This window comes from Kribbella qitaiheensis (assembly GCF_014217565.1).
Taxonomy (GTDB): Bacteria; Actinomycetota; Actinomycetes; order Propionibacteriales; family Kribbellaceae; genus Kribbella; species Kribbella qitaiheensis_A.
The window spans coordinates 4,432,824-4,458,489 of the sequence record NZ_CP043661.1 but is presented as its reverse complement, the minus strand read 5'-3'; the positions used below and the strand labels follow the sequence as shown (position 1 = coordinate 4,458,489).

24 protein-coding genes and 1 tRNA gene are annotated in these 25,666 nt (G+C 68.2%); 14 read left to right on the top strand and 11 right to left on the bottom strand.

What is annotated here, in order from left to right:
- Positions 1–20: 20 nt before the first annotated feature.
- Positions 21–995: a helix-turn-helix domain-containing protein gene (locus F1D05_RS21030; protein WP_185441866.1), complete on the bottom strand. Its 975-nt coding sequence runs from the start codon at positions 993–995 to the stop codon at positions 21–23.
- Between the two features lie 214 nt (positions 996–1,209).
- Between F1D05_RS21030 and F1D05_RS21025 the strand changes: the two genes are divergently transcribed.
- On the top strand, positions 1,210–1,413 hold the full coding sequence (locus tag F1D05_RS21025; protein WP_185441865.1) for a hypothetical protein: 204 nt from the start codon (positions 1,210–1,212) through the stop codon (positions 1,411–1,413).
- An 87-nt stretch (positions 1,414–1,500) separates the two neighbouring features.
- Positions 1,501–2,103 (top strand): GNAT family N-acetyltransferase, encoded by a 603-nt coding sequence (locus F1D05_RS21020; protein ID WP_185441864.1) that lies wholly within the window; start codon positions 1,501–1,503, stop codon positions 2,101–2,103.
- On the opposite strand, the gene F1D05_RS21015 is transcribed toward F1D05_RS21020, so the two are convergent.
- Both F1D05_RS21015 and F1D05_RS21010 read right to left on the bottom strand, forming a co-directional pair.
- Complete coding sequence (locus F1D05_RS21015; protein WP_185441863.1) at positions 2,100–2,927, bottom strand: carbon-nitrogen hydrolase family protein; 828 nt, start codon at positions 2,925–2,927, stop codon at positions 2,100–2,102. The genes F1D05_RS21020 and F1D05_RS21015 overlap by 4 nt on opposite strands.
- A gap of 109 nt (positions 2,928–3,036) precedes the next feature.
- Positions 3,037–3,120 (bottom strand) — tRNA-Leu (locus F1D05_RS21010).
- 233 nt (positions 3,121–3,353) lie between these two features.
- Here F1D05_RS21010 and F1D05_RS21005 point away from each other — a divergent pair.
- The 6 genes from F1D05_RS21005 to pknB all read left to right on the top strand — a co-directional run bounded on the left by F1D05_RS21005 (position 3,354) and on the right by pknB (position 10,886).
- Positions 3,354–4,172: an FhaA domain-containing protein gene (locus F1D05_RS21005; RefSeq protein WP_185441862.1), complete on the top strand. Its 819-nt coding sequence runs from the start codon at positions 3,354–3,356 to the stop codon at positions 4,170–4,172.
- A 10-nt stretch (positions 4,173–4,182) separates the two neighbouring features.
- On the top strand, positions 4,183–4,665 hold the full coding sequence (locus F1D05_RS21000; protein ID WP_185441861.1) for an FHA domain-containing protein FhaB/FipA: 483 nt from the start codon (positions 4,183–4,185) through the stop codon (positions 4,663–4,665).
- A gap of 9 nt (positions 4,666–4,674) precedes the next feature.
- Complete coding sequence (locus F1D05_RS20995) at positions 4,675–6,060, top strand: PP2C family protein-serine/threonine phosphatase (RefSeq protein WP_185441860.1); 1,386 nt, start codon at positions 4,675–4,677, stop codon at positions 6,058–6,060.
- Entirely contained in the window at positions 6,057–7,454 is a 1,398-nt protein-coding gene (locus F1D05_RS20990; RefSeq protein ID WP_185441859.1) for an FtsW/RodA/SpoVE family cell cycle protein, read from the top strand. The genes F1D05_RS20995 and F1D05_RS20990 overlap by 4 nt, the downstream gene beginning before the upstream one ends.
- Entirely contained in the window at positions 7,451–8,908 is a 1,458-nt protein-coding gene (locus F1D05_RS20985) for a peptidoglycan D,D-transpeptidase FtsI family protein (RefSeq protein ID WP_185441858.1), read from the top strand. Before F1D05_RS20990 ends, F1D05_RS20985 begins: the two co-directional genes overlap by 4 nt.
- 127 nt (positions 8,909–9,035) lie before the next feature.
- A complete protein-coding gene (pknB, locus tag F1D05_RS20980; RefSeq protein ID WP_185441857.1) occupies positions 9,036–10,886 on the top strand; it encodes a Stk1 family PASTA domain-containing Ser/Thr kinase in 1,851 nt (616 codons plus the stop codon).
- Between the two features lie 57 nt (positions 10,887–10,943).
- Here pknB and F1D05_RS20975 read toward each other — a convergent pair whose 3' ends face one another.
- On the bottom strand, positions 10,944–11,561 hold the full coding sequence (locus tag F1D05_RS20975; RefSeq protein ID WP_185441856.1) for an aminodeoxychorismate/anthranilate synthase component II: 618 nt from the start codon (positions 11,559–11,561) through the stop codon (positions 10,944–10,946).
- A 23-nt stretch (positions 11,562–11,584) separates the two neighbouring features.
- Complete coding sequence (locus F1D05_RS20970; protein WP_185441855.1) at positions 11,585–12,361, bottom strand: DUF881 domain-containing protein; 777 nt, start codon at positions 12,359–12,361, stop codon at positions 11,585–11,587.
- A gap of 126 nt (positions 12,362–12,487) precedes the next feature.
- Between F1D05_RS20970 and F1D05_RS20965 the strand changes: the two genes are divergently transcribed.
- Positions 12,488–12,754 (top strand): cell division protein CrgA, encoded by a 267-nt coding sequence (locus F1D05_RS20965; RefSeq protein WP_185441854.1) that lies wholly within the window; start codon positions 12,488–12,490, stop codon positions 12,752–12,754.
- Between the two features lie 203 nt (positions 12,755–12,957).
- On the opposite strand, the gene F1D05_RS20960 is transcribed toward F1D05_RS20965, so the two are convergent.
- Complete coding sequence (locus F1D05_RS20960; RefSeq protein ID WP_185441853.1) at positions 12,958–13,428, bottom strand: hypothetical protein; 471 nt, start codon at positions 13,426–13,428, stop codon at positions 12,958–12,960.
- A 96-nt stretch (positions 13,429–13,524) separates the two neighbouring features.
- On the opposite strand from F1D05_RS20960, the gene F1D05_RS20955 reads away from it, so the two are divergent.
- The 3 genes from F1D05_RS20955 (at position 13,525) to F1D05_RS20945 (ending at position 15,966) form a co-directional block, all read left to right on the top strand.
- Positions 13,525–14,052 carry an EXLDI protein gene (locus tag F1D05_RS20955; protein ID WP_185441852.1) on the top strand — a complete coding sequence of 176 codons (528 nt, stop codon included), beginning with the start codon at positions 13,525–13,527 and terminating at the stop codon, positions 14,050–14,052.
- 145 nt (positions 14,053–14,197) lie between these two features.
- A complete protein-coding gene (locus F1D05_RS20950) occupies positions 14,198–15,166 on the top strand; it encodes an ATP-binding cassette domain-containing protein (RefSeq protein ID WP_185441851.1) in 969 nt (322 codons plus the stop codon).
- Complete coding sequence (locus F1D05_RS20945; RefSeq protein WP_185441850.1) at positions 15,163–15,966, top strand: ABC transporter permease; 804 nt, start codon at positions 15,163–15,165, stop codon at positions 15,964–15,966. The genes F1D05_RS20950 and F1D05_RS20945 overlap by 4 nt, the downstream gene beginning before the upstream one ends.
- A 54-nt stretch (positions 15,967–16,020) precedes the next feature.
- On the opposite strand, the gene F1D05_RS20940 is transcribed toward F1D05_RS20945, so the two are convergent.
- Complete coding sequence (locus F1D05_RS20940) at positions 16,021–16,713, bottom strand: pyridoxamine 5'-phosphate oxidase family protein (RefSeq protein WP_185441849.1); 693 nt, start codon at positions 16,711–16,713, stop codon at positions 16,021–16,023.
- A gap of 66 nt (positions 16,714–16,779) precedes the next feature.
- On the opposite strand from F1D05_RS20940, the gene F1D05_RS20935 reads away from it, so the two are divergent.
- Complete coding sequence (locus tag F1D05_RS20935; RefSeq protein ID WP_185441848.1) at positions 16,780–18,141, top strand: PLP-dependent aminotransferase family protein; 1,362 nt, start codon at positions 16,780–16,782, stop codon at positions 18,139–18,141.
- Here the strand turns inward: F1D05_RS20935 and F1D05_RS20930 are convergent.
- From F1D05_RS20930 to F1D05_RS20920, 3 genes are read right to left on the bottom strand one after another with little or no spacing between them, the layout of a single operon-like run.
- Entirely contained in the window at positions 18,112–19,023 is a 912-nt protein-coding gene (locus tag F1D05_RS20930; protein ID WP_246485821.1) for a glycoside hydrolase family 43 protein, read from the bottom strand. The genes F1D05_RS20935 and F1D05_RS20930 overlap by 30 nt on opposite strands.
- Positions 19,020–21,248, bottom strand: a complete 2,229-nt coding sequence (locus F1D05_RS20925) for a family 43 glycosylhydrolase (protein ID WP_185441847.1) — start codon at positions 21,246–21,248, stop codon at positions 19,020–19,022. The genes F1D05_RS20930 and F1D05_RS20925 overlap by 4 nt, the downstream gene beginning before the upstream one ends.
- A gap of 26 nt (positions 21,249–21,274) precedes the next feature.
- Positions 21,275–22,771, bottom strand: a complete 1,497-nt coding sequence (locus F1D05_RS20920) for an alpha-N-arabinofuranosidase (RefSeq protein WP_246485820.1) — start codon at positions 22,769–22,771, stop codon at positions 21,275–21,277.
- Positions 22,772–22,896: 125 nt separating this feature from the next.
- On the opposite strand from F1D05_RS20920, the gene F1D05_RS20915 reads away from it, so the two are divergent.
- Complete coding sequence (locus tag F1D05_RS20915; RefSeq protein WP_185441845.1) at positions 22,897–23,925, top strand: LacI family DNA-binding transcriptional regulator; 1,029 nt, start codon at positions 22,897–22,899, stop codon at positions 23,923–23,925.
- Here the strand turns inward: F1D05_RS20915 and F1D05_RS20910 are convergent.
- On the bottom strand, positions 23,922–25,586 hold the full coding sequence (locus tag F1D05_RS20910; protein WP_185441844.1) for a M14 family metallopeptidase: 1,665 nt from the start codon (positions 25,584–25,586) through the stop codon (positions 23,922–23,924). The genes F1D05_RS20915 and F1D05_RS20910 overlap by 4 nt on opposite strands.
- Positions 25,587–25,666: the final 80 nt, after the last annotated feature.

Below are 25,666 nucleotides of genomic sequence, written 5' to 3'. Positions count from 1 at the left end.
TAGCAACCTGCCCGCGCCCTCTACAACCAGCTCCGCTTCGCAGCCTGGAACGCCAGGCCGGTACGGGTGTCCACGCCGGCCAGCGTCATCAGCCGATCGAGGCGGCGTTGCACCGTACGGCGGCTGATCCCGAGCTGCGACGCGATCGACTTGTCCGGTACGCCGGCGACCAGCAGCGACAGCAGGAACCGCTCGGAGTCGTCCAGCCCGTCCGGCCCCTGCTGCTCCCCGGCCTGCAACTTCACCGGAGTCGCCTGCTCCCAGTGGCTCTCGAACAGAGAAAGCAGTGCGTCCAGTAGCTGTCCACGGCCGATCACCGCGGCAGTCGGCTCGCCGATACCCAGCTCGTCGTCGCGGACCAACGGACAGACGGCAGTAGCCCGGTCCACGATCGCCAGCCGCACCGGCAGGGTCGGAAGGCTCCGGGCCTCCTCGCCCCAGCCGACGCCCTCGGCGATGCTGTCCAGCTCACCGGGTGTCTCCAGCAAGGCCCGCTCGTAGATGGCGCGATACCGTACGCCGCGGCTGAGCGCGCCGTACTCCTCTGTGTTGTCCGCACCCTGCATCGCCAGCGGATTCGCCCGGCAGAACCAGAGGATCTCCTCGCGGGCCGAGTTCTGCAGATCGCGCAGCCGGTCCCGCAGCGGGATCGCGCCGACTATCACCTCGACCAGGTGATGCGCGTCCCGGCGACTCGCGCTGGCCCGGAACTCCTCGCTCAGCGAGGCCACGGTCTTGCGAGCCGACTCCAGCGACTCCTGCCGCCGCAGCAGCGTCGTACCGAGGGCGACGTCGGGCGGCAGCGGCCGGAACACGGGGTCGTCGCCGGGCTGGATCGCGACCAGTCCCTTCGCCTGCAGCCGCTGCAGCACCTCGTCCGCCTCCTGCTGCGGCAGTTCCGCGACCTCGGCCAGCTCGGCCGGCCTGGCCACGGACAATCCGACCAGCAGCCGGTAAGCCTGCTCCTCGCGCTCGTCCAGCAACCCGTCCTGCATCGTGGCCTCACCTCCCGTGCTCGAAGCTCCACCTAATCAGGCGATCCAGCGCAGTGGCGAGCATTTTGTCCACAATCCGGCACAACTGGGTCATCGAATCTTCTGGCACTCCTGGCACCGGAGTGCCATCACGAAACTCCCGCCACACCGTCACTACCGGTGAAGGACGCAATCGCGAGACTCCCGCCCGAGCCGCCATCGAGAGAGAACCACCATGAACTGGACTGACTACGCCGGCCTCGTCGGGCTGGCTGCCGCCGCCGTTCTCGCCGCCTGGCTGCTGCTGGGCGCCGGCAACACCACCCCGCACCGGGGCGACCACCGGCACGCCACTCACCCGCCCGCACTCACCGCCCGGTCAGGACGCCACCGCGCTGCACCCGCCGGCCGGATCCTGCACCGCCTCGGGATCCGCTGAGACGCCTTGAGCTTGCTGGCCTCGGCGACGTCGGCCACCGCGATCCTCTATCGTATGAGAGCGCTCTCAAGTCTATTGGAGGGGTCCATGCCTGAGATTCGGCCGTACCGGGTGAGCGATCGGCCCGCCGTCGGCGACATCTGTGTCCGCACTGCCGACAACGGCGGCGATTCCCGATCGCTCTACCCGGACCTCGACCTGATGCCGAGCATCTTCGCGTTCCCGTACGTCGACCTCGAGCCGGAGCTGGCCTTCGTCCTCGACGACGGCGATCGCGCGGTCGGCTACGTCATCGGCTGCGCGGACACACCGGACTTCGCCCGGCGGTTTCGCTCCGAGTGGCTACCCCGCGTCCCGCAGTACGAGCCGTTGACCGGACCACCCCAGACGCCGACCGAGATGATGATCGGCCTGCTCCACGACCCCGAGCGCCTGGTCATCCCCGAGGTCGCGGACTACCCCGCGCACCTGCACATCGACCTGCTGCCCGCCTACCAGGGAGCCGGCCACGGCCGCGCCCTGATGACCTGCCTACTGAAGGCCCTTGCCGACAGAGGCATCCCCGCGATCCACCTGACGATGCTCACCAGCAACACCCCGGCCCGAGCGTTCTACGACCGCCTCGGCTTCCACCACATCCCCGTCCCGGGAGTAGAGGTCGTCACCTACCTCGGGCGTAGTACCGGCTAGGTGGTGGTGCGGTTGGTGGAGCGGGGGTCGGTTACCCGGCGGGTGCGGTAGAGGTCGCCCTTCAAGGCGGTGGAGCGCCAGGGGCGGGCCAGGTCGAGGGGGATATGGAGGTCGGGGTCGTCCCGGTTGAGGTCGGCGATGACCAGATCGGTGCCGGAGACCAGGGCCGCGTAGGTGCCGGCCGGGTTGATCAGGCCGGACGGCATCAGGTGGTTCGTCTGGGCGGGCAGGGACATGGCGACCCAGTAGGCGTTGATCGCGGCGTACGCACGGGCCTTCAGCTCGAAGATCGAGTCGACCGGGTAGGCGGACAGCAGGAGGCACTCGACGCCGAGTCGCTCGTACTCCGAGAACAGGTGCGGGAAGTTGATCTCGACGCAGATCATCAGCCCGAAGCGATACCCGTCGACATCGAACACCACCGGCTCGAACCCGGGGCTGTAGTACTGCGTGATCTCGGTCTGCGAGCAGAACCGCTTGTCGTAGCGGTCGACGATCCGGCCCTGGTCGGAGATCACGTACAGGCTGTTGTGCGGCCGGTTCGGCGGGGTCAGCGGATGCGCGGAGCCGAGCACCACCCACAGCTTCAGCTTCGCGGCGAGCGCCATGATCTGCTCGAGCTCGGCCCGGACCGCGTCCCAGTCGACCTCGGCCCAGTCCTGGATCTGCTCCTTCGCATACCCCGACAGCAGGCCCTCCGGGAACTGCACCAGCCGTGCCTTCCCCGCGGCGGCCGCTGTCATCAGCCGCCGGACCTCCGCCCCGTTCTTCCGCGCGTCAGCCGTGATCTCCGGCTGGGCGATCGCAATCCGTATCCCCGTCATCACCCAACGATCGCAGGCCGCACCGACAGAACCCGTCACGGGCCATCGCAAGAGCCTGGGAGAAGCAAAAACTCCCGGCCAGTTTCCTGGCCGGGAGTTCGAGACGCTGTGCGCGAGGGGGGAGTTGAACCCCCACGCCCTTTCGGGCACACGGACCTGAACCGTGCGCGTCTGCCTATTCCGCCACCCGCGCGCATGGTTACCGAAAGCTTCGAAAAACGCTATCTGCAACCGAGGAAGAAGATTAGCACGGGCTGAGGCAGACTCTGACATTGCGGGTTCGGTCGAACCTCCCGATACGATCGATCGTCGTACCTGGTGTACCCACCACACCGGTGGGCACGGCGTACGGCGAGCCTGTTGGAGCCGCCGGACGGCAAGCACGATCGTTGGCTCCAGCTGACGACCGACCGTGGAGGAGGACGCGTGCGACCGCTGCAGCGCTTCGAGCGGCGCCTGGAAGGCATCGTGAGTGGTGTCTTCGCGCGCGCGTTCAAGGGTGACGTGGAGCCGATCGAACTGGCCGCCGCACTCAAGCGTGAGATCGACAACACCGCCCGGATCCTGTCCAGGGACCGGCGGCTGGTGCCGAATCACTTCACCATCGAGCTGGGGCCGGACGACTTCGAACGGCTGAACGCGTACGGCCGGACGCTGAACCACGAGCTGGCCAACGAACTGCGTGACCACGCCGACATCCAGCGGTATACCTTCTCCGGACCGGTCGAGATCGAGCTGACCCGGCTCGAGGACCTGCCGACCGGCAAGTTCCGGGTGGTCAGCGCGACCATCGGCAAGCCACAACGTCCCCGGCCGCAACCCCAGCAGCCGTACATCCCCGATCCGAACGAGGGCCAGACCGTCATGCAGAGCGCCCCCGTCCCGCCGCCGCCCACACCATCGGCACGCCAGGGCCACCCGCAGGTGATGCTCGAGGTGAACGGCCGGCGCCGCCCGATCAACCCGCCCGGCGTGGTGCTCGGCCGCGGGACCGATGCCGACATCCAGATCAACGATCCGGGCGTGTCCAGGCGGCACGCGGAGATCCGGCTGATGCCCGAGGGCCCCGGAGGTGTCAAGGTGGTCCTCGTCGACCTGGGCTCCACCAACGGAACGCTGGTGAACGGGCGCCGGGCCGCCGAGGCCGAACTGACCGACGGATCTACCGTGAGGATCGGGAACACCACCATGACGCTGCGCCTAGCGGACGAGCCCATCGCCCAGCCGCCGAGCAGCGGGTGGTGACCGGACTTCCATGTCGGAACTGACGCTGACCCTGATCAAACTGGGGTTCCTGGCCCTGTTGTGGATGTTCGTCCTCGCCGTCTTGTCGGTGATCCGGTCGGACCTGTTCGGCGCCAAGGTGGATTCGCGCGCGGTCGCCGCGCCGGTCGCGCCGGCCGGCCGGACCCCCAAGGCCACCAAGCCGGCGAAGAAGCGCAAGGGCCTGCCCGGTTCGGTCACGATCGCGGACGGCCCACAGGCCGGCGTCGGCGCCACCCTGACCTCGGAGCCGGTGGTGATCGGCCGCGGCTCGGACTGCCAGATCCGGCTCGACGACGACTACTCCTCCACCCGGCACTCCCGGGTGTTCCAGTCCGAGGGCGAGTGGTGGGTCGAGGACCTGGGGTCCACCAACGGCACCTATCTGGACGGTCAGCGCGTGACCCGTCCGGTGCCGGCCGAGATCGGCGGTTCGATCCGGATCGGCCGTACGACGCTGAACATCGCGAAGTAGGCCCATTCCATGACCCTGTCGCTCGACTACGCCGCACTGTCCGACGTCGGACGGGTGCGCCGCAACAACGAGGATTCGGCGTACGCCGGTCCGCATCTGCTGCTGCTCGCCGACGGCATGGGTGGAGCCGCCGCGGGTGAGGTGGCCAGCGCCGCCGCCGTCCAGGTGATCCGCCGGCTGGACACGTCCGGAATCACCGGTCCGGACATGATGGAGGCGCTCGCGGGCGCCGTCCACCGGGCCAACGAGCGGCTCTCCGAGCTGGTCGAGGAAGACCCCGAGCGCGAGGGCATGGGCTCCACGGTGACCGCCCTGCTCTTTGACGGCGAGCACCTCGGCATGGCCCACCTCGGCGACTCCCGGGCCTACCGGCTGCGCGACGGCCTGCTCTACCAGCTCAGCCACGACCACACGTTCGTGCAATCACTGGTGGACGAAGGCCGGATCTCCAAGGAAGAGGCCTTCACCCACCCGCACCGCAACCTGATCCTCCGCGTCCTCGACGGCCGGCCGGACTCCGATCCGGACCTGGAGATGCTCGACGTCCAGGTGGGCGACCGGCTGCTGCTGTGCAGCGACGGGCTGCCCGACTACGTCAGCGACGAGGTGATCGTCGCCTCGATGGCCGACGGTACGCCGGACTCGGTCGTGGTCGAGCTGATCACCCACGCCCTCGAGGCCGGGTCGAACGACAACATCACCTGCGTCGTCGCGGATGTCGTCGAGACCCCGCCTGCCAGTGGCGACCAGCCGCAGTTGGTCGGCGCGGCAGCGGAGCTCGCCCAAGGCGGCACCGGTCGCGGCGAGCCGACCATCGCAGTACGGGGTCATGGTGGTGGGGACGGCCACGGTGGCGGTGCGGGGCTCGATCCTGAGGAGCTGCGCTACGCGCCCCAGGCGCCCAAGCGTTTCCTCTGGCTGCGCCGGCTGGCCGTGCTCGTCGTAGTGCTGGCACTCATCGGTGGTGGCGGCTGGTTCGCCTACAGCTGGACCCAGAAGCAGTACTACGTGGGCACCGACGGCGACTACGTGGCGATCTTCAAGGGTGTGGACCAGGAGTTCCCCGGCCTCACGCTGTCCAACGTCTACGAGCGGCAGACGCTGCAGGTGGACAAGCTCCCGACGTACAGCCGTGAGCAGGTGGAAGGAAGCATCCAGGCGGACGACCTGGCGGGCGCCCGGACCATCGTCAACGAGCTGCAGCGGACCGCCGACGAGTGCGCGGCCAAGGCGACGACGAAGCCGCCCACGAAGCCCACCACACCGCCGGTCACGACACCGCCAGTCACGACACCGCCGAAGACGCCCGTCTCCAAGCCGCCGGCGACTGTCCCGGCCTCACCGTCCTCGACCCCGGCCGACGGCAGCCCCGACGACTGCGACGGGGTGCGATGAGCATCGCCTCGACGTCCGTCATCCAGATCATGCCGCGCACCCGTCGCGGGGTGGAGCTGATGCTGCTGATCGTCGCGATCGGTGTCTCGGTCGGCGCCTACGTCAACATCGGCATCACCGTGCAGGACAAGGTCCCCGCGAGCACCGGGTACTACGCGGCCGGCATCGGCCTGCTCGCGTTGATCGCCCACCTGGCGCTGCGCTACCGGGCGCCGTACGCCGATCCGGTGCTGCTGCCCTGCGCGGTGCTGCTGAACGGCCTCGGGGTGGCGATGATCCAACGGCTCGACCCGGGTATCAGGGCGATCGCGGTCGCGGCCGGCCGGACCCCGAAGTCACCGGCGGCTCCGCAGCAGATCACCTGGACCGCGGTCGGCGTCGTGCTCTTCCTGGCGGTGATCCTTGTGATCAGAGATCACCGCCGCCTGCAGGCGCTCACCTACACCGCCGGACTGGCCGGTCTGCTGCTGCTCGTGCTGCCGCTGATCCCGGGGCTCGGCGTGAACATCAACGGCGCCCGGATCTGGATCCGGCTGGCCGGGATGTCGTTCCAGCCCGGTGAGTTCGCGAAGTTGTGCCTGGTCGTCTTCTTCGCCGGCTACCTGGTGGTGAAGCGCGACGTGCTGACGCTGGCCGGGCACCGGTTCCTCGGCCTCGACCTGCCCCGCGCCCGCGACCTCGGGCCGATCGGGATCGCCTGGCTGGTCAGCCTGGGTGTGCTGGTGTTCGAGAACGACCTCGGGTCGTCGCTGCTGTTCTTCGGCCTGTTCCTGTTCCTGCTGTACGTGGCCACCGAACGAGCCGGCTGGTTGATCATCGGTGGCCTGCTGTTCGTCGGTGGCGCGTACTTCGCGTACTCGACCATCGGTCACGTGCATAAGCGGATCACCGACTGGCTGGACCCGTTCTCGATCGACCAGGGCCAGATCGCGGTCGGCCTGATGGGTCAGGGCTGGGGCGGCGCGCTCGGCCGCGGCCTCGGCCAGGGCCGGCCGGAGCTCACCGCGTACTCGCAAAGCGACATGATCATCTCCTCGTTCGCCGAGGAGTTGGGCCTGACGGGGCTGGTCGCGATCATCCTGATCTACACGCTCATCATCGAGCGCGGCCTGCGGACGGCGCTCGGCTGCCGGGACATCTTCGGCAAGCTGGTCGCGACGGGTCTGGCGATGTCGTTCGCGCTGCAGGTCTTCGTGATCATCGGCGGGGTCACCGGGCTGATCCCGCTGACCGGCCTGGCCACGCCGTTCATGGCGCTGGGCGGAACGTCACTGGTGGCGAACTGGGCGATCATCGCGCTGCTGCTGCGGATCAGTGACCAGGCCCGCCGGCCGCAGACCCCGGCGGCTCCCGTGTCCGACGAGACGATCGCCATGGCGGTGCAGAAGCAGTGAACTCAGCAATCCGACGACTGGCCGTGGCCGCGATCATCCTGATGCTCGCGCTGATGGCCAACTCCACCTATTTGCAGGCCTTCCGGGCCGGTGAACTGAACGGCCGCAATGACAACCGCCGGGTCCGCGACTCGCAGTTCTCGGTGAACCGCGGCCCGATCCTGGTCGGCAGTACGCCGGTCGCGAAGAGCGCGGAGTCGAACGATCGGTTCGTGTACCAGCGGACCTACCCGCCGAACATCGCCAAGATCTACGCCCCGGTGACCGGGTTCTACTCCTACCTGTTCGGCCGGGCCGGCATCGAGCTGAGCCAGAACTCGGAGCTGAACGGCTCGGACCCGTCGCTGGCCTTCCGCCGGGTGGTCGACGTGATCACCGATCGACGGCAGCAGGGCGCGAGCGTCTCGCTGACACTGAACGCGGCCGCCCAGCAGGCGGCGTACCGGGGACTGGCAGGCAAGAAGGGTGCGGTCGTCGCGATCGAGCCGAAGACCGGCAAGGTGCTCGCGCTGGTGAGCCTGCCGACCTACGACCCGAACGAGCTGGCCGGGCACGACCTGACCAAGGTCGGCGCCAGCTGGAAGGCGCTGAACGCGGACAAGGACAGGCCGATGTCGAACCGCGCGATCAAGGAGCTCTACCCGCCGGGTTCGACCTTCAAGCTGGTCACCGCGGCCGCCGCCCTGTCGAGCGGCAAGTACAACCCGCAGACCCAGGTGCGCTCACCGGCCGAGCTGGACCTGCCACAGACCACGGTCAAGCTGCCCAACGAGAACGGCCGCAACTGCGGCGGCAGCGACAACGCGACGCTGACCGTGGCGCTGCGGAACTCGTGCAATACCGCGTTCGGCTCGATCGGCCTCGATCTCGGCGCCGAGGCGCTCCGGGACCAGGCGGAGAAGTTCGGCTTCGGTGAGCGGCAACTGCCCGAACTGGGCGCCGCGGCCAGCCAGTTCCCGGCTGACCCGAACGCACCGCAGACGGCCCAGTCCGCGATCGGCCAGTTCGACGTCCGGGCGACACCGTTGCAGATGGCGATGGTGGCGGCCGGGATCGCCAACGGCGGCGACGTGATGAAGCCGTACATCGTCCAGAACATCAAGACCGTGGACCTGAAGACGGTCTCCGAGACCAAGCCGGAGTCGCTGCACCAGGCGGTCTCGCCGGAGGTCGCGGCCCAGCTGACCGCGATGATGGTCGACGTGGTGAAGAACGGCACCGGCAAGCCGGGCCAGATCAGCGGCATCGACGTGGCCGGCAAGACCGGTACGGCGCAGACCTCGCCGGACAAGCCGCCGTTCGCCTGGTTCACCGCGTTCGCGCCGGCCAACGACCCGAAGATCGCGGTCGCGGTGATGATCGAGGACGCGAACGTCCCGCGCAACGACATCGCCGGCGGCGCTCTGGCGGCGCCGATCGCCAAGGCCGTGATGGAAGCGGTGCTGAACCAGTGACAACGATGAGGTACAACCAGGTGACAGAGCGTCCGCAGCACCGGGGCCGGCTGGTAACCCCGGCTACCGTGGGCGGCTTGAGTTTGTTTTGGCCGAGTTCGATCCGCGCAGGTTGGAAGGCAGAGGAATGACATCGCAGGCACGTCTCGTCGGCGGCCGCTACGAAGAGGGCGAGCCGCTGGGTCGAGGGGGTATGGCCGACGTCCGCAAGGGCATCGACAACCGGCTCGGGCGGTCGGTCGCGATCAAGCGGCTCCGGGTCGACCTGGCCAGCGACTCCACCTTCCAGGCCAGATTCCGGCGCGAGGCACAGTCGGCGGCCTCGCTGAACCACCCGACCATCGTCTCGGTCTACGACACCGGCGAGGAGCCGGACCCGAACGGCTCCGGCATCACCATTCCGTACATCGTGATGGAACTGGTGACCGGTAAGACGCTGCGTGACCTGATCCGCGAGGGCCGCAAGATCATGCCCGAGCGCGCCCTGGAGATCACCTCCGGCGTGCTCGAGGCGCTCGACTACAGCCACCGGGCCGGCATCGTGCACCGCGACATCAAGCCCGGCAACGTGATGCTGACCCCGCAGGGCCAGGTCAAGGTGATGGACTTCGGCATCGCCCGCGCCGTCGCGGACACCACCTCCGACATGACCCAGACCGCGGCCGTGATCGGCACCGCGCAGTACTTGTCGCCCGAGCAGGCTCGTGGTGAGACGGTCGACGCGCGGTCCGACCTGTACTCGACCGGCTGCCTGCTGTACGAACTGCTCGTCGGCCGGCCGCCTTTCGTGGGTGAGTCGCCGGTCTCGGTGGCCTACCAGCACGTCCGGGAAGAGCCGCTGCCGCCGTCGTCGTACGATCCGGACATCCCGCCGGAGGTCGACGCGGTCGTCCTGAAGGCGCTGACCAAGAACCGCGAGCACCGCTACCAGAGCGCCTCGGAGATGCGGGCCGACATCCACCGGGTGCTGGCCGGCCAGCAGGTGACCGCACCGATGGTCGCGGTCGCCGAGACCCGCGCGATCCAGCAGACCGCCGTGGCACCGTCCACGGCCGCGACCCAGGCGTACCGGCCGCAGCAGAGCGACCTGCTGCCGCCGGACAACGGGGACGACGAGGTCGAAGCTGCCCGGGCCCGCCGGAACCGTGGCCTGGCGTACTTCCTGCTCGGCCTGGCGATCGTCGCCGTCGCGGTCGGCGCCTACGCGATCATCACGAACATGGGCAAGAAGGACGACGCGCCCCCCGTCGCCATCCAGGTCTCCGTGCCGAGTGTCGTCGGTAAGTCGCTGGCCGAGGCGACCGCGATCATCGAGGCGAAGGGGCTGCAGGTGGCCTCGACCTCCGCGGCCAGCACCGACGTACCGAAGGGCTCGGTGGCCAGGCAGACCCCCGGTCCGAACGCGATGGTCGACAAGAACTCCACCGTCAACCTCGTGGTGTCCGCCGGACCGAACACCTTCGCGGTGCCGAACGTGATCGGTAAGTCCGAGTCGGACGCCCGGGACGCCCTGGAGAACTCGCCGGGCAAGTTCGAGGTGGCGTCCAAGACGAACACCACCGACAGCGACAAGCCCAAGGGCACCGTCGTCAGCATCAGCCCGGACGCCGGCGGCCAGTATGCGCCCGGCACCCGGTTCACGCTGACCCTGTCCAGCGGCAGTGTGAAGGTGGAGGTGCCGGACGTCACCACGCGGAACCAGGACGACGCGACCCAGGCACTCAAGGCTCTCGGGCTGGTTGTCGGCTACTTGTCGGCGCCCACCACCGACCCGACCATCGCCGAGGGCACCGTGGTCAAGCAGAGCGTGAAGGCGGGCAGCAAGGTGGACAAGGGCACCAAGGTCGTGCTCTCGATCGCGACCAAGGTCGAGCCGACGGACCCGCCGAGCAGCACGCCGACCGACCCCCCGAGCACCACCGAGACGCCGATCATCGGCGGCGGGGTGCCCGGCCGGAGCCCCAGCGGCGAGCGCTGACGGAGAACGACAAAGGACCGCGGGATTCGTCCCGCGGTCCTTTTTGTTTGTCCTGGTTCAGCTGACGACGGGAGCCATCCCGGCCGAGCGGCCCACCGCTTCGGGGTCGCCGCAGGTCGCGAGCCAGTTGGCCAGCATCCGGTGGCCGCCCTCGGTGAGCACCGACTCGGGGTGGAACTGGACGCCCTCGACCGCCAGGTCCCGGTGCCGCGCCGCCATGATCACACCGGCCTCGGTCCGCGCCGTCACCTGCAACTCGTCGGGCACGCTGTCCTGTGCGATCGCCAGCGAGTGGTACCGGGTCGCGGTGAACGGCGACGGCAACCCGGAGAGCACCCCTGCGCCTTCGTGGAACACCTGACTGGTCTTGCCGTGCAGCAACTCGTCCGCGCGACCGACCACCCCGCCGTACGCGACTCCGATCGCCTGCAGGCCCAGGCAGACCCCGAAGATCGGGACCTGGCCGCCTTTCTCCTTCACGATGTCGACGCACGCCCCGGCTTCCTCGGGCGTCCCCGGTCCGGGCGACAGCAGCACGCCGTCGTACTCCGTGACCTGGTCCGGCGTGATCTCGTCGTTGCGAAGCACAGTGGTGTCGGCCTGCAACTGCTGGAGGTACTGCACCAGGTTGTAGACGAAGGAGTCGTAGTTGTCGACGACAAGAATCCGCGGCATGCGGACCATTCTGACAGGCCTGCTCAACGACCGCTGGTGGACGAGGACGGACTGGCCGTCGGCGTCTTCTCGAAACCCGGCACTGTCGCGCTCTGGAGGTCCAGCGTGCCCTCGTACGCCGGCATCGAGATCGACGACTGGGTCTTCACCTCGTAGCCGAGCTGGAATTTCACCACGTAGTCCTGCAGGTTGTCGATGTACTGCGAATCGTCCAGCGCCTTCTGCAGCATGCGGCGATCCCCGATCGCGGTGATCTTGTACGGCGGCAGGTACGGAACGCCGTGCAGGACCACCGAGTTGCCCACGCACTTGATCCCGGTGGTCGAGATGACCCGGTGGTTCTGGATCGAGATGGCGTCGGCGCCACCGGCCCAGAGCGCGTTCACGACGGCCTGGATGTCCTGCTGATGGATCACCAGCCAGTCGGCGTCGACGTCCGGGTTGTCCTTCACCACCTGCGACGGGGCGTCCTTGAGCGTGACGGTGAGACCCGGGCCGGCGACCGGGACCGTGCCGACCTGCTCGGACAGATCCTTCAGCTGCTTGGCCAGCTTCGGCGCGATCGAGCCCTGTTGCGCCTGGAGCTTCTCGATGTCCTGGCTTAGAGCCGCGTGCTGCCGGGTCAGGGTCGCGCTGCGGCGACTCTGTTCCTCCACGAGACCCGCGAGCGTAGTGTTGCGGCTAGGGCGCAAATCGGTGCCACGAGCGTTGGTGGCACTGGTCGCGAACAGCAGACCGGCGCACAGCAGCGCCACCGGCGCACCCGCGCGCCAGAGCGAAAACCGCCGCAGCCTGCTCACCCGTGAACCCCTTGCTCCCGTCTGCACTACGCTAACCGAGGCCAGACCCAGTGGTGTGGCTGGTGCCGGCCTCGCGAACCGAGGCGACACCACTCACCTTAGTGTCCGCTACAAGGAGTCGAATCCGTGCCCGAGTCGAGCAGTCGCAAAACGAAGAAGTCCTCCGCCGAGAAGGTGAAGGTGGAGAAGACTCCGAAGAAGCCCCGCACCACCAGTCGCGTCTGGGTGGCGCCGCTGATGCTCGGCTGCTGGCTGCTCGGACTCGCCTGGCTCGTGGTCTTCTACGTGGCGGGCCAGGACATCCCGGTGATGAGAGACCTGAACAACTGGAACCTGCTGATCGGCATGGGCCTGATCGCGACCGGTTTCGTCGTCTCCACCCAGTGGATCTGACCCCACTCAGTTAGCACCGCACCACGCCGCGGAGCACTGGCTCCGCGGCGCGCAAACCGAATTACACCAGTGGAGTTATCCACATGGGTATCCCCAGGTGTGCACAGTTTTTCCCCGGCTTGTCCCCAGGTTTTCCCCGACTTTGGCCCGCGCGGAGCCGAAAGTCGCCGAAATCTGTGGATGAAGGAGGTTTGACCACCGCCTTATCCACAACTGGGGAGGAGTTCGGCCAACCGCTGGGCGAAGTCCTGGGGATACTCGTGGACCAGGCCGGGGAGCTGCTGGACGGCCAGGCCGAAAGCGGTCAGTTTGTCTGCGGCTTCGTCCACGACCTCGCGTAGGTCGTCGCCCGTGCCGATCAGCACGGTCGCGGGTGTCAACGGTCCTTGAGCCTCGGCAGGCAACTCCCGCAAGGCCGGAGCTAGTACGACGACGCCGGACGCCGCTGTCGGTGCCTCGGTCAACGCCCAGTCGAGGGCCGCCCGCCCGCCGGCAGCCGTATCGCCAAGAGCGCCATGCAAGCAGGCCTCGAAGTGGGCGAGCTCGGCAAACCAGGGCTCGAGCCCGGGACGCGGCTCGGCCAGCACCTCCAGAGCCGCCTCCAGCTTGCCCTCGTCGTACAGGGCGGAGGCGCGATCCGTCAGGTCGTCATAGCGGCTCTCTGGGCTGGTCACGAGTCTGATGCTAGGGAGCCGCTCGAACGCTCGCGACGAATATATGTAGACGTCTACGTAGAGATGTGCGTATAGTTCTACGTAGGAGGAGAGAAGATGCCGAACAAGACGATCTATGTTTCCGACGACGACCTGGCACTTTACAAGCGGGCCCAGGAACTGGCCGGGAACCTGTCTCAAGCGATCTCGACCGCGCTGCGCCGGTATGTGGAGATGGAAGAGGGCCGGCTCGAGGGGTTCGACGAGATCACCGTTCGGGTCGGGCGCGGATCGGGGCGCAAGCAGCGGTTCTCCGGTGTGCTGATCGCCGAAGGTGGCCGCTCGAACAAGAACGGCTACGAAGCCTTCAAGGTCTATCGGAGCAAGACCGGGAAGTTCGTCCTGCACGCCGACCGGAGCAACCAGTTCACCAGCACCACGACCGTCGACGGTGAGGAACTGACCGGCTGGCGGACCTGGATCGGCAGTTTCGCCACCAACCAGACCTGGAGCATGGCGCAGGGCGAGACCACGCTGCACGTCGTCGACACGGTCGAGGAACTGCGCGAGCTGGTCCCCGACGATCTGTACGCCCTGGTCGAGGAAGCCGCCGATCAGCCGGCGGTGGAGGACCTCGACATCTGATCCCCCGCACCACGACAACTGAAGCTCCACCCCAGTAGCGGCCGGCACCGGTCGGCCGGCTGGATCCGCACGCCCTGAATCTCCTCCCATCACCCCTTTTGGCCATCAGGTCAGGTTCACCCTGCCCAAAAACAAGCGAGGAAGCATGAACAGTTCATCCCTGGCGATCGACGTCACCGGCCTGCGCAAGTCGTACGGCGACAAGCTCGTCCTCGACGGCATCGACCTGAAAGTTGCCGAGGGCACCATCTTTTCGCTGCTCGGCCCGAACGGCGCCGGCAAGACCACCGCGGTCCAGATCCTGTCCACCCTGATCACGGCCGACGCCGGCGAGATCCGGGTCGCCGGGCACGACCTGAGCAACGACCCCGAGGCCGTCCGCGCCGCGATCGGCGTCACCGGCCAGTTCTCCGCGGTCGACGGTCTCCTGACCGGCGCGGAGAACCTGATCATGATGGCCGACCTGCACCACCTCGGCCGCAGCGAAGGGCGCCGCCGGGCGACCGAGCTACTGGAGCAGTTCGACCTCGCCGACGTCGGCAAGAAGCTCGCGATGACGTACTCCGGCGGCATGAAGCGGCGACTCGACCTCGCGATGACGCTGGTCGGGAGCCCGCGGATCATCTTCCTGGACGAGCCGACGACCGGGCTCGACCCACGCAGCCGGCACGGCATGTGGCAGCTCGTCCGGGAGTTGGTCGCCGGTGGCGTCACCGTCCTGCTGACCACGCAGTACCTGGAGGAAGCGGACCAGCTCGCCGACCAGATCGCAGTACTGGATCACGGAAAGCTGGTTGCCCAGGGCACCCCGGCCGAGCTGAAGCGGTTGGCACCGGGTGGGCACATCCGGCTCCGCTTCACCGCGCCCGACGAGTTCGCTGCGGCGGCCCAGGTGCTGCCGGCGGCATCGAGGGACGACGAGTCGCTGGTCCTCCTAGTGCCGAACGACGGCAGCGTGCAGTCGCTGCGCGCCCTGCTCGCCCGGATCGACGACGCCTCCCTCGAGGTGGACGAACTGACCGTCCACACCCCCGACCTGGACGACGTGTTCTTCGCCGTCACCGGCCAACCCACCAGCCACCAGAACGACGACCAGAAGGTGACGAGCAAATGAGCACCGTGAGCTACCCGATCGCCGACACCGCCACGATGTTGCGCCGCAACCTGCGGCACGCCCTGCGCTACCCCGGTCTGTCTCTCGGCGCGCTCGGGATGCCGGTCATCATGATCCTGCTGTTCGGCCTGATCTTCGGCGACACCTTCTCGGCCGGCCTCGGCGGCGGTACCGGTGGCGGGAGCGACTTCGACTACATCGACTTCCTCACCCCGGGCATCCTGCTGATGTCCATCGCGTCCGGGACGATGTCGCCGGCGGTCGGCGCCGCGATGGACATGAGCGAGGGCATCGTCGCCCGGTTCCGGACGATGGCGATCTTCCGGCCGGCCGTACTGACCGGGCACGTGCTGGGCAACGTGATCCTGACGATCGCCAGCCTGGCACTGGTGATCGGGTTCGCCGTCCTGATCGGCTTCCGCCCGAACGCGTCGCTCGGCGAATGGGTACTGGCGGCCGGACTGATGATCGCCGTGACCGTCAGCCTGACCTGGTTCGCGATCGCGCTGGGTCTGACCAGCAAGACCGCGGAAGGGGCGAGCAACATCGTGCTGCCGATCAGCTTGCTGCTGCCCTTCCTGAGCAACACCTTCATCCCGCTGGAGTCGATGCCGAGCGGCATCCGCTGGTTCGCCGAGTACCAGCCGTTCACCGCGATCATCGACACCCTGCGCCACCTGCTGCTGGGAGCGCCGATGGACAGCGGCACCGGCTGGCTCGCACTCGCCTGGTGCGTGGCCATCGCCCTGGTCGGCTACTTCTGGGCCCAGAAGAGCTACAACAAGGGCACCGCGGCCTGACCTCCGCCCGCATCAGTGCCCCGTGCCCGAAGTCCGGGTACGGGGCACTTGTCGTCAGCGCATGGCCGACGGCGCGCCGAGTTGGCTGGCCCGGGTACGGATGTGGGCCGGGACGAGGAGGTCGCAGTCGGAGTTGTTGACCGGTTCGTCGGCGACGACGCGGAGGGGGATGACGCCGGTCCAGTACTCCAAGGTCAGGTCCTCGGGTTCATCGTTCGCCTCGCCGTCGCGGGTCTTCAGCGAGGCTTCGGTGAGGGGGAGGGCGATGACCGAGGTCTTGGCCAGTTCCTTGCGGTTCGGCGGGCGGGTGCCGTGCGAGCGGCCGGGGACGAGGTGGTCGACGATCACGTTCAGGCCGTGCAGCTTCTCGTCCGGGTCGGTGACGAGACGCGGTATGCCGAAGATCACCGCCGACCGGTAGTTCACCGAGTGGTGGAACGCCGACCGGGCCAGCACCAGGCCGTCGGCGTGGGTGACGGTCACGCAGATCGTCTGCTCCGGGGCGGCGACCACGCTCCGGGCGGCCACCGAGCCATGCAGGTAAAGAGTCCCGTCGATGCCCTTGTCCAAGTCGATGCCGTACGCCGTGGGCAGCACCAGCGGGGCGTCCCCGAGGATCACGCCGAGATGGCAGAACATGCCTTCCCGCAGTACGGCGTGCAACGCCTCGCGATCGGTGCCGGCGCGCTCCTTCGAACGGCGCAAGGAGGTCCGGTCGGTGGGCTGGAGCGGCGTGGTGATGGTCATGGAACCAGCGTGACCGGACAATGGCATGCTGGCACGGTCCATTCCCGTCCGAATCAGGTAGTCCACTTGGATAGCTCGCTCCCACTCGTCCTCGACCGCGATGGCAGCGGGCCGCTGCACCTGCAGTTGGCCGAGCAGTTCCGCGCGGCGATCCGCGACGGGAGGCTCCAGGCCGGCCACCGGTTGCCGTCCACCCGCGACCTGGCTCGCGACTTGTCGGTGTCACGGTCGGTGGCGCAGGCGGCGTACGACCAACTGCACGCCGAGGGGTGGATCCAGGGCCGGACGGGATCGGGCACCTACGTGGCGGACGTAGTACCGCTGCAGCCGGCCGAGCGCCGGCGGGTGCCGCAACCGCCGGCTCCGCAGGAGAAGCTGTTGTCGTTGCGGGCGGGCATTCCGTTCATCGGCGGCTCGGCTGATGCCGGCTGGCGGCGGGCCTGGCGCGAGGTGTCGGCGCAGCTTCCGCCGCCCGGGTACGAAGAGCCGGCCGGGATGCCTGCGTTGCGGGAGGCAATGGCGGCGCATGTCCGCCGGGTCCGGGGGATTGCCTGTGGCCCCGAGAACGTGCTGATCACGAACGGGACCATCCACGGTCTGCGGCTCCTGCTCTCGGTCCGTCATCGGCCGGGCGAGCGGATCGCGATCGAGGATCCCGGCTATCTGAACGCGGTCGTCGCGGCGCGCGATCACCAGTTGGAGGTCGTCGACATCGGTGTCGACGAGGACGGCCTGCTGGTCTCCGAGCTCGGCGACGACCTCGCCGCGGCGTACGTGACGCCGTCGCACCAGTACCCGCTCGGCGGCCGGCTACCCGTTGCCCGACGCAACGAGTTGATCCGGTGGGCGCGACGCACCGGAGCGACGCTGATCGAGGACGACTACGACAGCGAGTTCCGGTACGACGTGGCGCCGCTGCCCGCGCTCGCGCAGCTCGACCTCGATCGGGTCGTGCACCTCGGCACCTTGTCGAAGATCCTCAGCCCCGCGCTGCGACTCGGCTGGCTGGTCGCGTCGACGGAGGTGGTCGACGCGTTGGCGGCGTACCGGGCGCAGTCGGGCGACTGGCCGGCCTGGCCGATGCAGGCCGCGTTCCTGGCGATGCTGCGCGACGGCTACCTCGACCAGGTGATCCGCCGAACCCGTCGCCTGTACGCCGATCGACGCAATCTCACCTGCGCCGTACTCGCGCCGCACGGCCGCGTGATCGGCCAGGACGCGGGCCTCCACATCACGTTGCTCCTCCCAGACTCGATCGACGACCGCGAGGTGGCCGCCCGCGCCCGCAGAGCAGGCGTGGTCGTCGCCCCTCTCTCGGAATACCGCCGCTCCATCCCTGGCCCACCCGGCCTCGTCATCGGCTACGCCCGCCCCACCGACGAGGACCTCCAGACCGCCCTATCCCTCCTCGCCACCGTTCTCGCATAGCGGTGGCTGGACGGTGGGCTTGCCATCCAGCCAGGTGAGTTCGGAGAGCCACATGGTGCGGCCGCGGGGGTCGGTGCCGACCATGGCCGGATCCCAGGCGTGGTAGACGAACCAGTCCTGGGTGGGGGTGTGGAGGACCATGTTGTGGCCGGGGCCGGCGGCGTCGGGGGAAGTCTTGAGGATGGGGTCGCCTGATTTGGTGCAGGGGCCTTCGGGGGTGGCGCAGAGGGCGTGGCCCACGGAGTACGACGCTTTGTCGAAGGCGTTGCCGGAGTAGAAGAGGTGGAAGGCGCCGTCGCGTTCGACCATGTACGGCGCCTCGACCAGGTTGCCCTCCCACGGCAGCGTTTGCTTGATCAGCCTGGTCGGCTCGCCGATCAGGGTCAGCCCGGAGGGGGACAGCCGCGAGACGGAGATCCAGGTGTCGACACCGATCGCGTTGCCGTCGTTCTTCCAGTAGAGCCAGCGCTGACCGGACGAGTCCTGGAACGGGCTCGCGTCGATCGAACCGCCCTCGTCGGCCTCGAGAACAAGTGGCCGACTCGATTTATCGACATATGGACCTTTGGGGTCCGAGGCCACTGCTACGCTGACCGCTTGCCGGCCGGACGAGTCGTCAGAAGTCGTGTAATACAAGACGAATCGATCAGGACCATGTACTGCGACCTCGGGCGCCCACACCCTTCCCGGTGACGTCCAGGCCGGCAATTCGGGGAGTGCGTCGCCGACCTGGTCCCAAGAGACCAGGTCGGCCGACTTCAGCGTCTGCACATTGCCAAGCGGTCCGTTCGTCGCGAAGGCGTAGTACAAGTCGTTCACGGCGATCACCTGCGGGTCCGCGAAGCTCCCGCCGTACACAGGGTTCGTGAAGTGCACAGTCACTTGCTTTCGTAGAAGCGGAGGTAGTCGAAGGTGGCGACTGGCGGCGGGGTCACGCCGGTCTGGTCGCCGTGCGCGTAGAGGCCGAGCTTGGGAGTCGCGCCGGCGGGCAGCACCCAGGAGGCACCCCAGGTCCAGGCCTTGCCGTCGATACTCGTGCCCGCGCGGTAGACGTGTTCGCCGGCCGCGTTGCGGTGGTAGGCGAGCCGCATCCACATCGTCGGCGCCGGGCGGCCGATGGCAGCGCCGCCGTAACTGGTCGCACCATCGGAGGCGCGAGCCACCAACTCCCGGCCGAACTCGGTCTGCCGCGTCTTCCAGATCGACACGTCGCCCAACCGGGCGAAGTCGTCGTCGTTGCGATACGCGATCATCCCGGCCTGCTGGTAGTTGCGGATATCGCCCTCACCCAGCTCCAGGTGCAGCTGCGTCTCCGCGATCCAACTGTCGCCGGCAGGCGTGTCGTGGAAGAGCAATCCGGCGTTGTTCCCGGATCCGACCATGTCCGCGTTCTCCAGCGGCCAGGACAACTTGCCATCAGCAACAATCGCGTTGCTGTCCTGCCGCAGCCAGTTCCACCCGGCGCCGAGGCCCAAGTCGAACTCGTCCCCGACCAGCAACTTCCCAGCCCGCGGTACTGCGGCCAGCCGTCGCACCGGCTCAGCCACGGCCCGGACAGTCAGGTTGTCCACCTCAGCCGATCCCAGCCAGCGCACCGGAGCAGACCGCAGCTTCAACCCCGGTACTGCGAGTTGCGCCTCGGCGTACAGGTCGCCCAGCCCAGCATCGTTCACCCGGACGGTCACGGTGTTCCCCACGACCTGGACGCTGAGCTTGTTCCACTGGCTGCGATCGAAATCGGCGGGAAGCGTCGCACTCGCAGTACGGCGGCCGACGATAACACTGATCTTGCTACCGCTCAGGGTGGCGACCACGGAACCGCCGAGCACGGTGGTGAAGCTGTTGCACAGCTTCACGTCGGCCTCGACGCGCACGGATCCACCCGGAGCAGCCTGCCGAGTGGTGGCTGCACCACGGATGGAAGCGGTAGGTCCACCAAGCGAGTCACCAGCTTGCCTGATCGCACCCCAGAGTCCGGCTGCGGGATCGACCGAGTTGATACCGGCTGCGGACCCCGTGACCGGAGCGGGCTGCGGGGTGTCGGACGGGCCGAGACCGGCGCGGGTCCGGGGCCAGCCGTCGATCCAGTCGATGTTGTCGATCAGCATCGGCCGCCGGTTGATCCCGAACGGGTCGGTCAGCCACGGCGTGCCGCGGTCGATCGCGTGGTAGACGATGTGGTCCTGCCCGGCCGCGTCGGTGATGAACGCGTGGTGCCCGGGGCCGATCCACTTGTTGCCGTTCTGGGTGATCACCGTCGTCCCGCCGACGCGGGACTCGTCCATCCGCGCGCCGGTCGCGTCCACGAAGGGCCCGCGTGGCGACTTCGACCGGCCGGCGAAGACGGAGTATCCGGTGGTCGGGCCGGCGCAGCAGTTCGAGGTCGAGCCCATCAGGTAGTACCAGCCGTCGCGATAGACGGCGTACGAGCCCTCGTAGCGGTCGCCGATGGTGACCTGGGTCGGCTCACCGACCGAGTGCAGGCCGTCAGCACTCAACTCGGTGACAGAGAGACCTCCGTAGAAGCCACCGGAGTACAGGTAGCGCTTGCCGTCCGCGGCGGTGAGCAACGCCGGGTCGATCGTGCCGAAGTAGCCACCGCTGCCGTCGGGCTTCGGGGCGACCACCGGCCCGTCTGTCGTGGTCCAGGGGCCGGACGGCGTGGGGGCGGTGGCCACGCCGATCGCGGGATCCCCGCCCGGGTTGGCGAGGGTGTCGGTGACGGTGAAGTACATGACGTACCTACCGCCGAAGTACCGGATGTCCGGTGCCCAGAAGAACGAGCCGGGCGCCGCCCAGGACGGTTTGGTCGCATCGGAGAAGACCGTGCCGAGGTACTCCCAGGAGCCGAAATCCTTGGTCCTGGCCATGTGCATCAGGCCGAAGGGGCCACCTGCAACGAGTGGGTCGGAGGTGGCGTACGCGTACCAGTAGCCGTCGCGGCCCTGGATGATCGACGGGTCCGCGAAGGTATCGGCGAAGGACGACGAGATCGCGTTGAGCGTGGTCGGGGGAGCAGCCGGGCCGGGTGCGGCGACAGCCGCCGTAGTACCGGCTGTGACCGCGGCGACGGCGAGGGCGGCGGCAAGGAAAAGTCTGGGAGGCACGGGCGGGGTCCTCTCTGAGGTGGGTATCAGTTCGCCGGAGCGAGCCTGATCAAGTGCCACGAAGCGGGGGGCAGCGTGGCCGTGCAGATGTTGTCGGCGATCGACGTGCCGGTGATCTGGCGAGGGACCACCCGGTCGGGTTCGTCAGCGGTGTTCTTGGCGGTCCGGTCGTCGTCGTACAGCGCCAGGTGCTCGACCAGTTGATGACCGGCGAAGACCGGTACCTCGAACTCGACCGCGTCGGTCTCGCTCCGGTTGACCACGAAGACGGCCACCTCGCCGGTGCTCTCCTCGTACGTCGCGGTGCTCCACAAGGCGGCGATCCGGCCGTACTCCGCGGTCTCCATCTCGGGCCCGGCCAGTTCGGTCCGCAGTACCTTCGAACCGGCGTACCGCGCGGTCAGCGCGAACGGGTGGAAGATCGTCTGCCGCCAGGCGCGCCCGTCGGGCTCGGTCCGGATCGGGGCGATCACGTTCACCAACTGGGCCAGGCAGGCGATCTTCACCCGGTCGGCGTGCCGGAGCAGCGTGATCAGCAGGCTGCCGACCACGACCGCGTCGTCGACCGTGTAGGCGTCCTCGATCAACGGGCTCACCTCGCGGACGTCGAGGCCGAGCTCACCGGGGAAGTGCTGCTGGTACCAGACGTTCCACTCGTCGAACGACAAGGTGATCTCCTTGTCGCTGCGCTTGAGCGCCTTCACGTGGTCGGCGGTGGCGACGACCGAGTCGATGAACCGGTCCATCCCCTCCGCGCTGGCGAGGAAGCTGGCCTGGTCGCCGGCCTTCGGTTCGTAGTACGCGTGCAGTGAGATGTGGTCGACGAGGTCGTAGGTGCGCTCGAGCACCGTTCGCTCCCAGTCGCCGAAGGTCGGCATCCCGGCGTTGCTGGAGCCGCAGGCGACGAGTTCGAGGCCCGGGTCGACCCGGCGCATCGCGTTCGCGGTCTCCTCGGCTAGCCGGGCGTACTCCTCGGCGGTCTTGTGGCCGATCTGCCAGGGCCCGTCCATCTCGTTGCCGAGGCACCACACCTTGATGGCGTGCGGCTCCTTGCTGCCGTTGCGGGCGCGCCGGTCCGGCAGTTCGGTGCCGGTGGGCAGGTTGCAGTACTCCAGCAACTGAACCGCTTCGGTAATCCCGCGGGTGCCGAGATTGACCGCCCAGACCGGCTCGACGTCCGCCTTACGGGACCAGGCGACGAACTCGTCGGTGCCGAACTGGTTCGGCTCGATCGCCCGCCAGGCCAGGTCGAGCCGGCGCGGCCGCTCGTCCTTCGGGCCGACACCGTCCTCCCACTGGTAGTTGGAGACGAAGTTGCCACCCGGGTACCGGACCGCGGTGACGCCGAGTTCGCGGACCAGCGCGAGCACGTCCTCGCGGAACCCGTCCGGGTCGGCGGCCGCGTGTCCCGGTTCGTAGATGCCGGTGTAGACACAGCGCCCCATGTGCTCGACGAACGAGCCGAACAGGCGCCGGTCGAGCGTTCCGACCACGAACGAGGGATCCACCGCGAGACGAGCCACAAGTCCTCCAGGACGATCTTTACAACGATTAACCCAGAGTTTTGCAACGATTGACATCCGCTGTAAAGGGTTCGCCGCACACAGCCGTGGCACACTCAGGCAACAACCGGGTGGAGGGAGATCGGATGGCGACCAGGCTGAGCGACGTGGCAGCGCGGGCCGGCGTCTCGGTGAAGACGGTGTCCAACGTCATCAACGACTACCCGCACATCACCGCGCGCACCCGGGCCAAGGTCGAGGCCGCGATCGCCGAACTCGAGTACACCCCGAACGTGAGCGCCCGGTCGCTGCGCAAGGGCCGGTCCGATTTCATCGCGCTGGCTGTCCCCGAGATGGCCTCGCCGTACTTCGCGGAGCTCGGCGCCGCGGTCAGCCGGGCCGCCAAGAAGCGCGGCATCACCGTCCTGATCGACCAGACCGAGGGCGAGGCCGCCGGCGAGAAGCTCGTCCTGGACGGGATGCGCGGCCAGTTGATCGACGGCATCATCTTCTCGCCGATCACCACCTCGCCGGCCAAGATCGGCTCGGCCGACACCGCGAAGCCGCTGCTGCTGCTCGGTGAGCGGCACGCGGGCGGCACCTTCGACCATGTCGCGGTCGACTCCGTGCAGGCCTCCTTCGACGCGACCACGCACCTGATCTCGATCGGCCGGCGCCGGATCGCCGCGATCGGGGTCGGTGGCGGCGCGGGCACCGGTTCCGTCCGCCGGAAGGGTTACCGCAAAGCGCTGAAGGCAGCCGGGCTCGAAGTTGATCCGACGCTGGAGGTGGGCGGCCCCGGCTACCACCGCGAGGACGGCGCGGCCTCGATGCGCGAACTGCTGGCCCTGCCCGAGCCGCCGGACGCCGTGTTCTGCTTCAACGACCTGCTGGCCATCGGCGCTCTCCGGGCCCTCGCGGACGCCGGGTTGTCGGCACCGAAGGACGTCGCCGTGATCGGCTTCGACGACATCGAGGACGGCCGGTTCCACTCGCCGTCGCTGAGCACGATCTCGCCGGACAAGGAGTGGCTGGCCGAGAACGCGGTCGCGCTGCTGCTCGACCGGATCGCCGGCTCCGCCGGCCGGCGGGACTCTGCCGGCAACGGTGAGGCCGACCGCGTCGACCTCACCGTCCCGTACACCTTGCAGATCAGGGAATCGACCGGTGGCTAGAAGACAGCCGCGCAGGTAGTCAGGTTCGCGGTGACACTGGCGCCGCGCGCGACGGTCACCTGCCGGGTCTCCAGGACCTGACCGGTCGGCCGTTCACACGTCATCGTCCACGACTCGGTGCCGCCTTGCTGGACGACGATCGGCCGGGTCGACTGGTTCGTGTGCCAGCTGTAGGTGCCGGCCGCCGGAACCACCATCGTGGTGTCGAGCACGTCGGGGATGTTGGTGCCGTTCCACGTCTTGGTGTTGAACGACTTCTTCAACCGCAGTACGGCGCCGGCCGGGCCGGTCCCGCTGATGATCGAGTGCCGGGCGGCGTTGATGGTGCTCTCGGCCGCGAGCAGGTACGCCCCGCGGTTGCCCTTGCCCGCCGTACTGCCGGAGCCGAAGTAGTAGTTGGCTATGTTCGAGAACGCCGGGTGGAAGCTGCTCGCGCCGTGCTCGAAGGTGAAACCGAGCCCGCCGGTCGCGTAGTACGACCAGTCCTCCGTCGTCCCGGTGGTGTCGTACAACTCGTAGCCGAACTGGCTGTCGTACCCGTTCTGGGCAGCCATCTGGTCGCCGAGCGACTTGTAGATCGCCTCGTCCGGGGTGTTGCCCGCACCGGCGTAGCCGGGCTCACGCAGTACGAGGTTCGAGTAGGTGTGGTTGGTGATCAGCGTCGTCACCTGGTTCGCCGAGACGAGCGCCTGGATGTTGCGTGACTCCGGCTCGCTGAACGCACTCGCGCCGCGGTACGTCTCCGAGGTCAGGCTGGTGGACGCACCCGGACCGCCCCAGAAGCCGGCGTAGTTCCGGTTCAGGTCGGTGCCACGGGACTGGTTCGACGACAACGCGCACTGGCCGCTGGTCGGGAGTTGGCCGTTGGTGATCCGGCAGTTCTTCCGCTTCATCTCGTAGCCGAGGGTGCGGCTCAGGTTGAAGCCGTCGGGGTTCACCACCGGTACGAAGATCACCCGGGACTTCTCCAGGATGTTGGTGATCCGCGGGTCCACCCCGTCGCTCTTCAGCAGGTCGTACGCGAACTCCATCGTCAGCTCACCCGACGGCCACTCCCGCGCGTGGTGCAGCCCGACCATCAGGAACACCGGCTTGCCGTTGCTGGTGTTCACGTCGTGGCTGACCTCGATACCGCGGATCGTGCGGCCTTCGAGCGAGGCGTTCTTCAGCGTGAACTGCTTGACCTTCGTCGGGTACTGCGTCGCCAGCGCCGCGAGCTCGTTGTTGTAGTCGGCAAGTGTCCGGTACGCCGTACGCCCACTCGGCAGAGTCGCCGCGACCGCCTTGTTCTTGACGGCTTTCGCGTACGCCGCGTCGGCGGCCTCGCGCTCCTTGTCGGCGCCGACCAGGTCGTCCTCGAGCACGGTCCACTTGAATCCCGCGAGCTGCAGGAGCCGCCGATCTTGATTGCCATAGGCAACCACGTCGACGAAGTCCTTCCCGGCCGACTCGGCCAGATCCAGGTCGAGGGTGTTCAGCCGCTTCTTGTCCGCGGTGGTCGGGGCGTCGATCCGCAGCAGCTGGATGAGTTCGTTGTTCGCGTACGCCTGCGCCTTGTGGTCGGGTGGTGCCGCGGCCTGGACCTGGCTGCCGGCACCGACGGCGACCGCCGCCGCTATCGCCAGGGGGACAAGTCGGTGCCATCGGGCGGGATGGAACACGGTGACCTCCAGTAGTGAGGCTATTGCTATGGGTAACTGGAGGGTATGGCCCTAGGCCTCCGCGCGGAAGCCGATCCGGC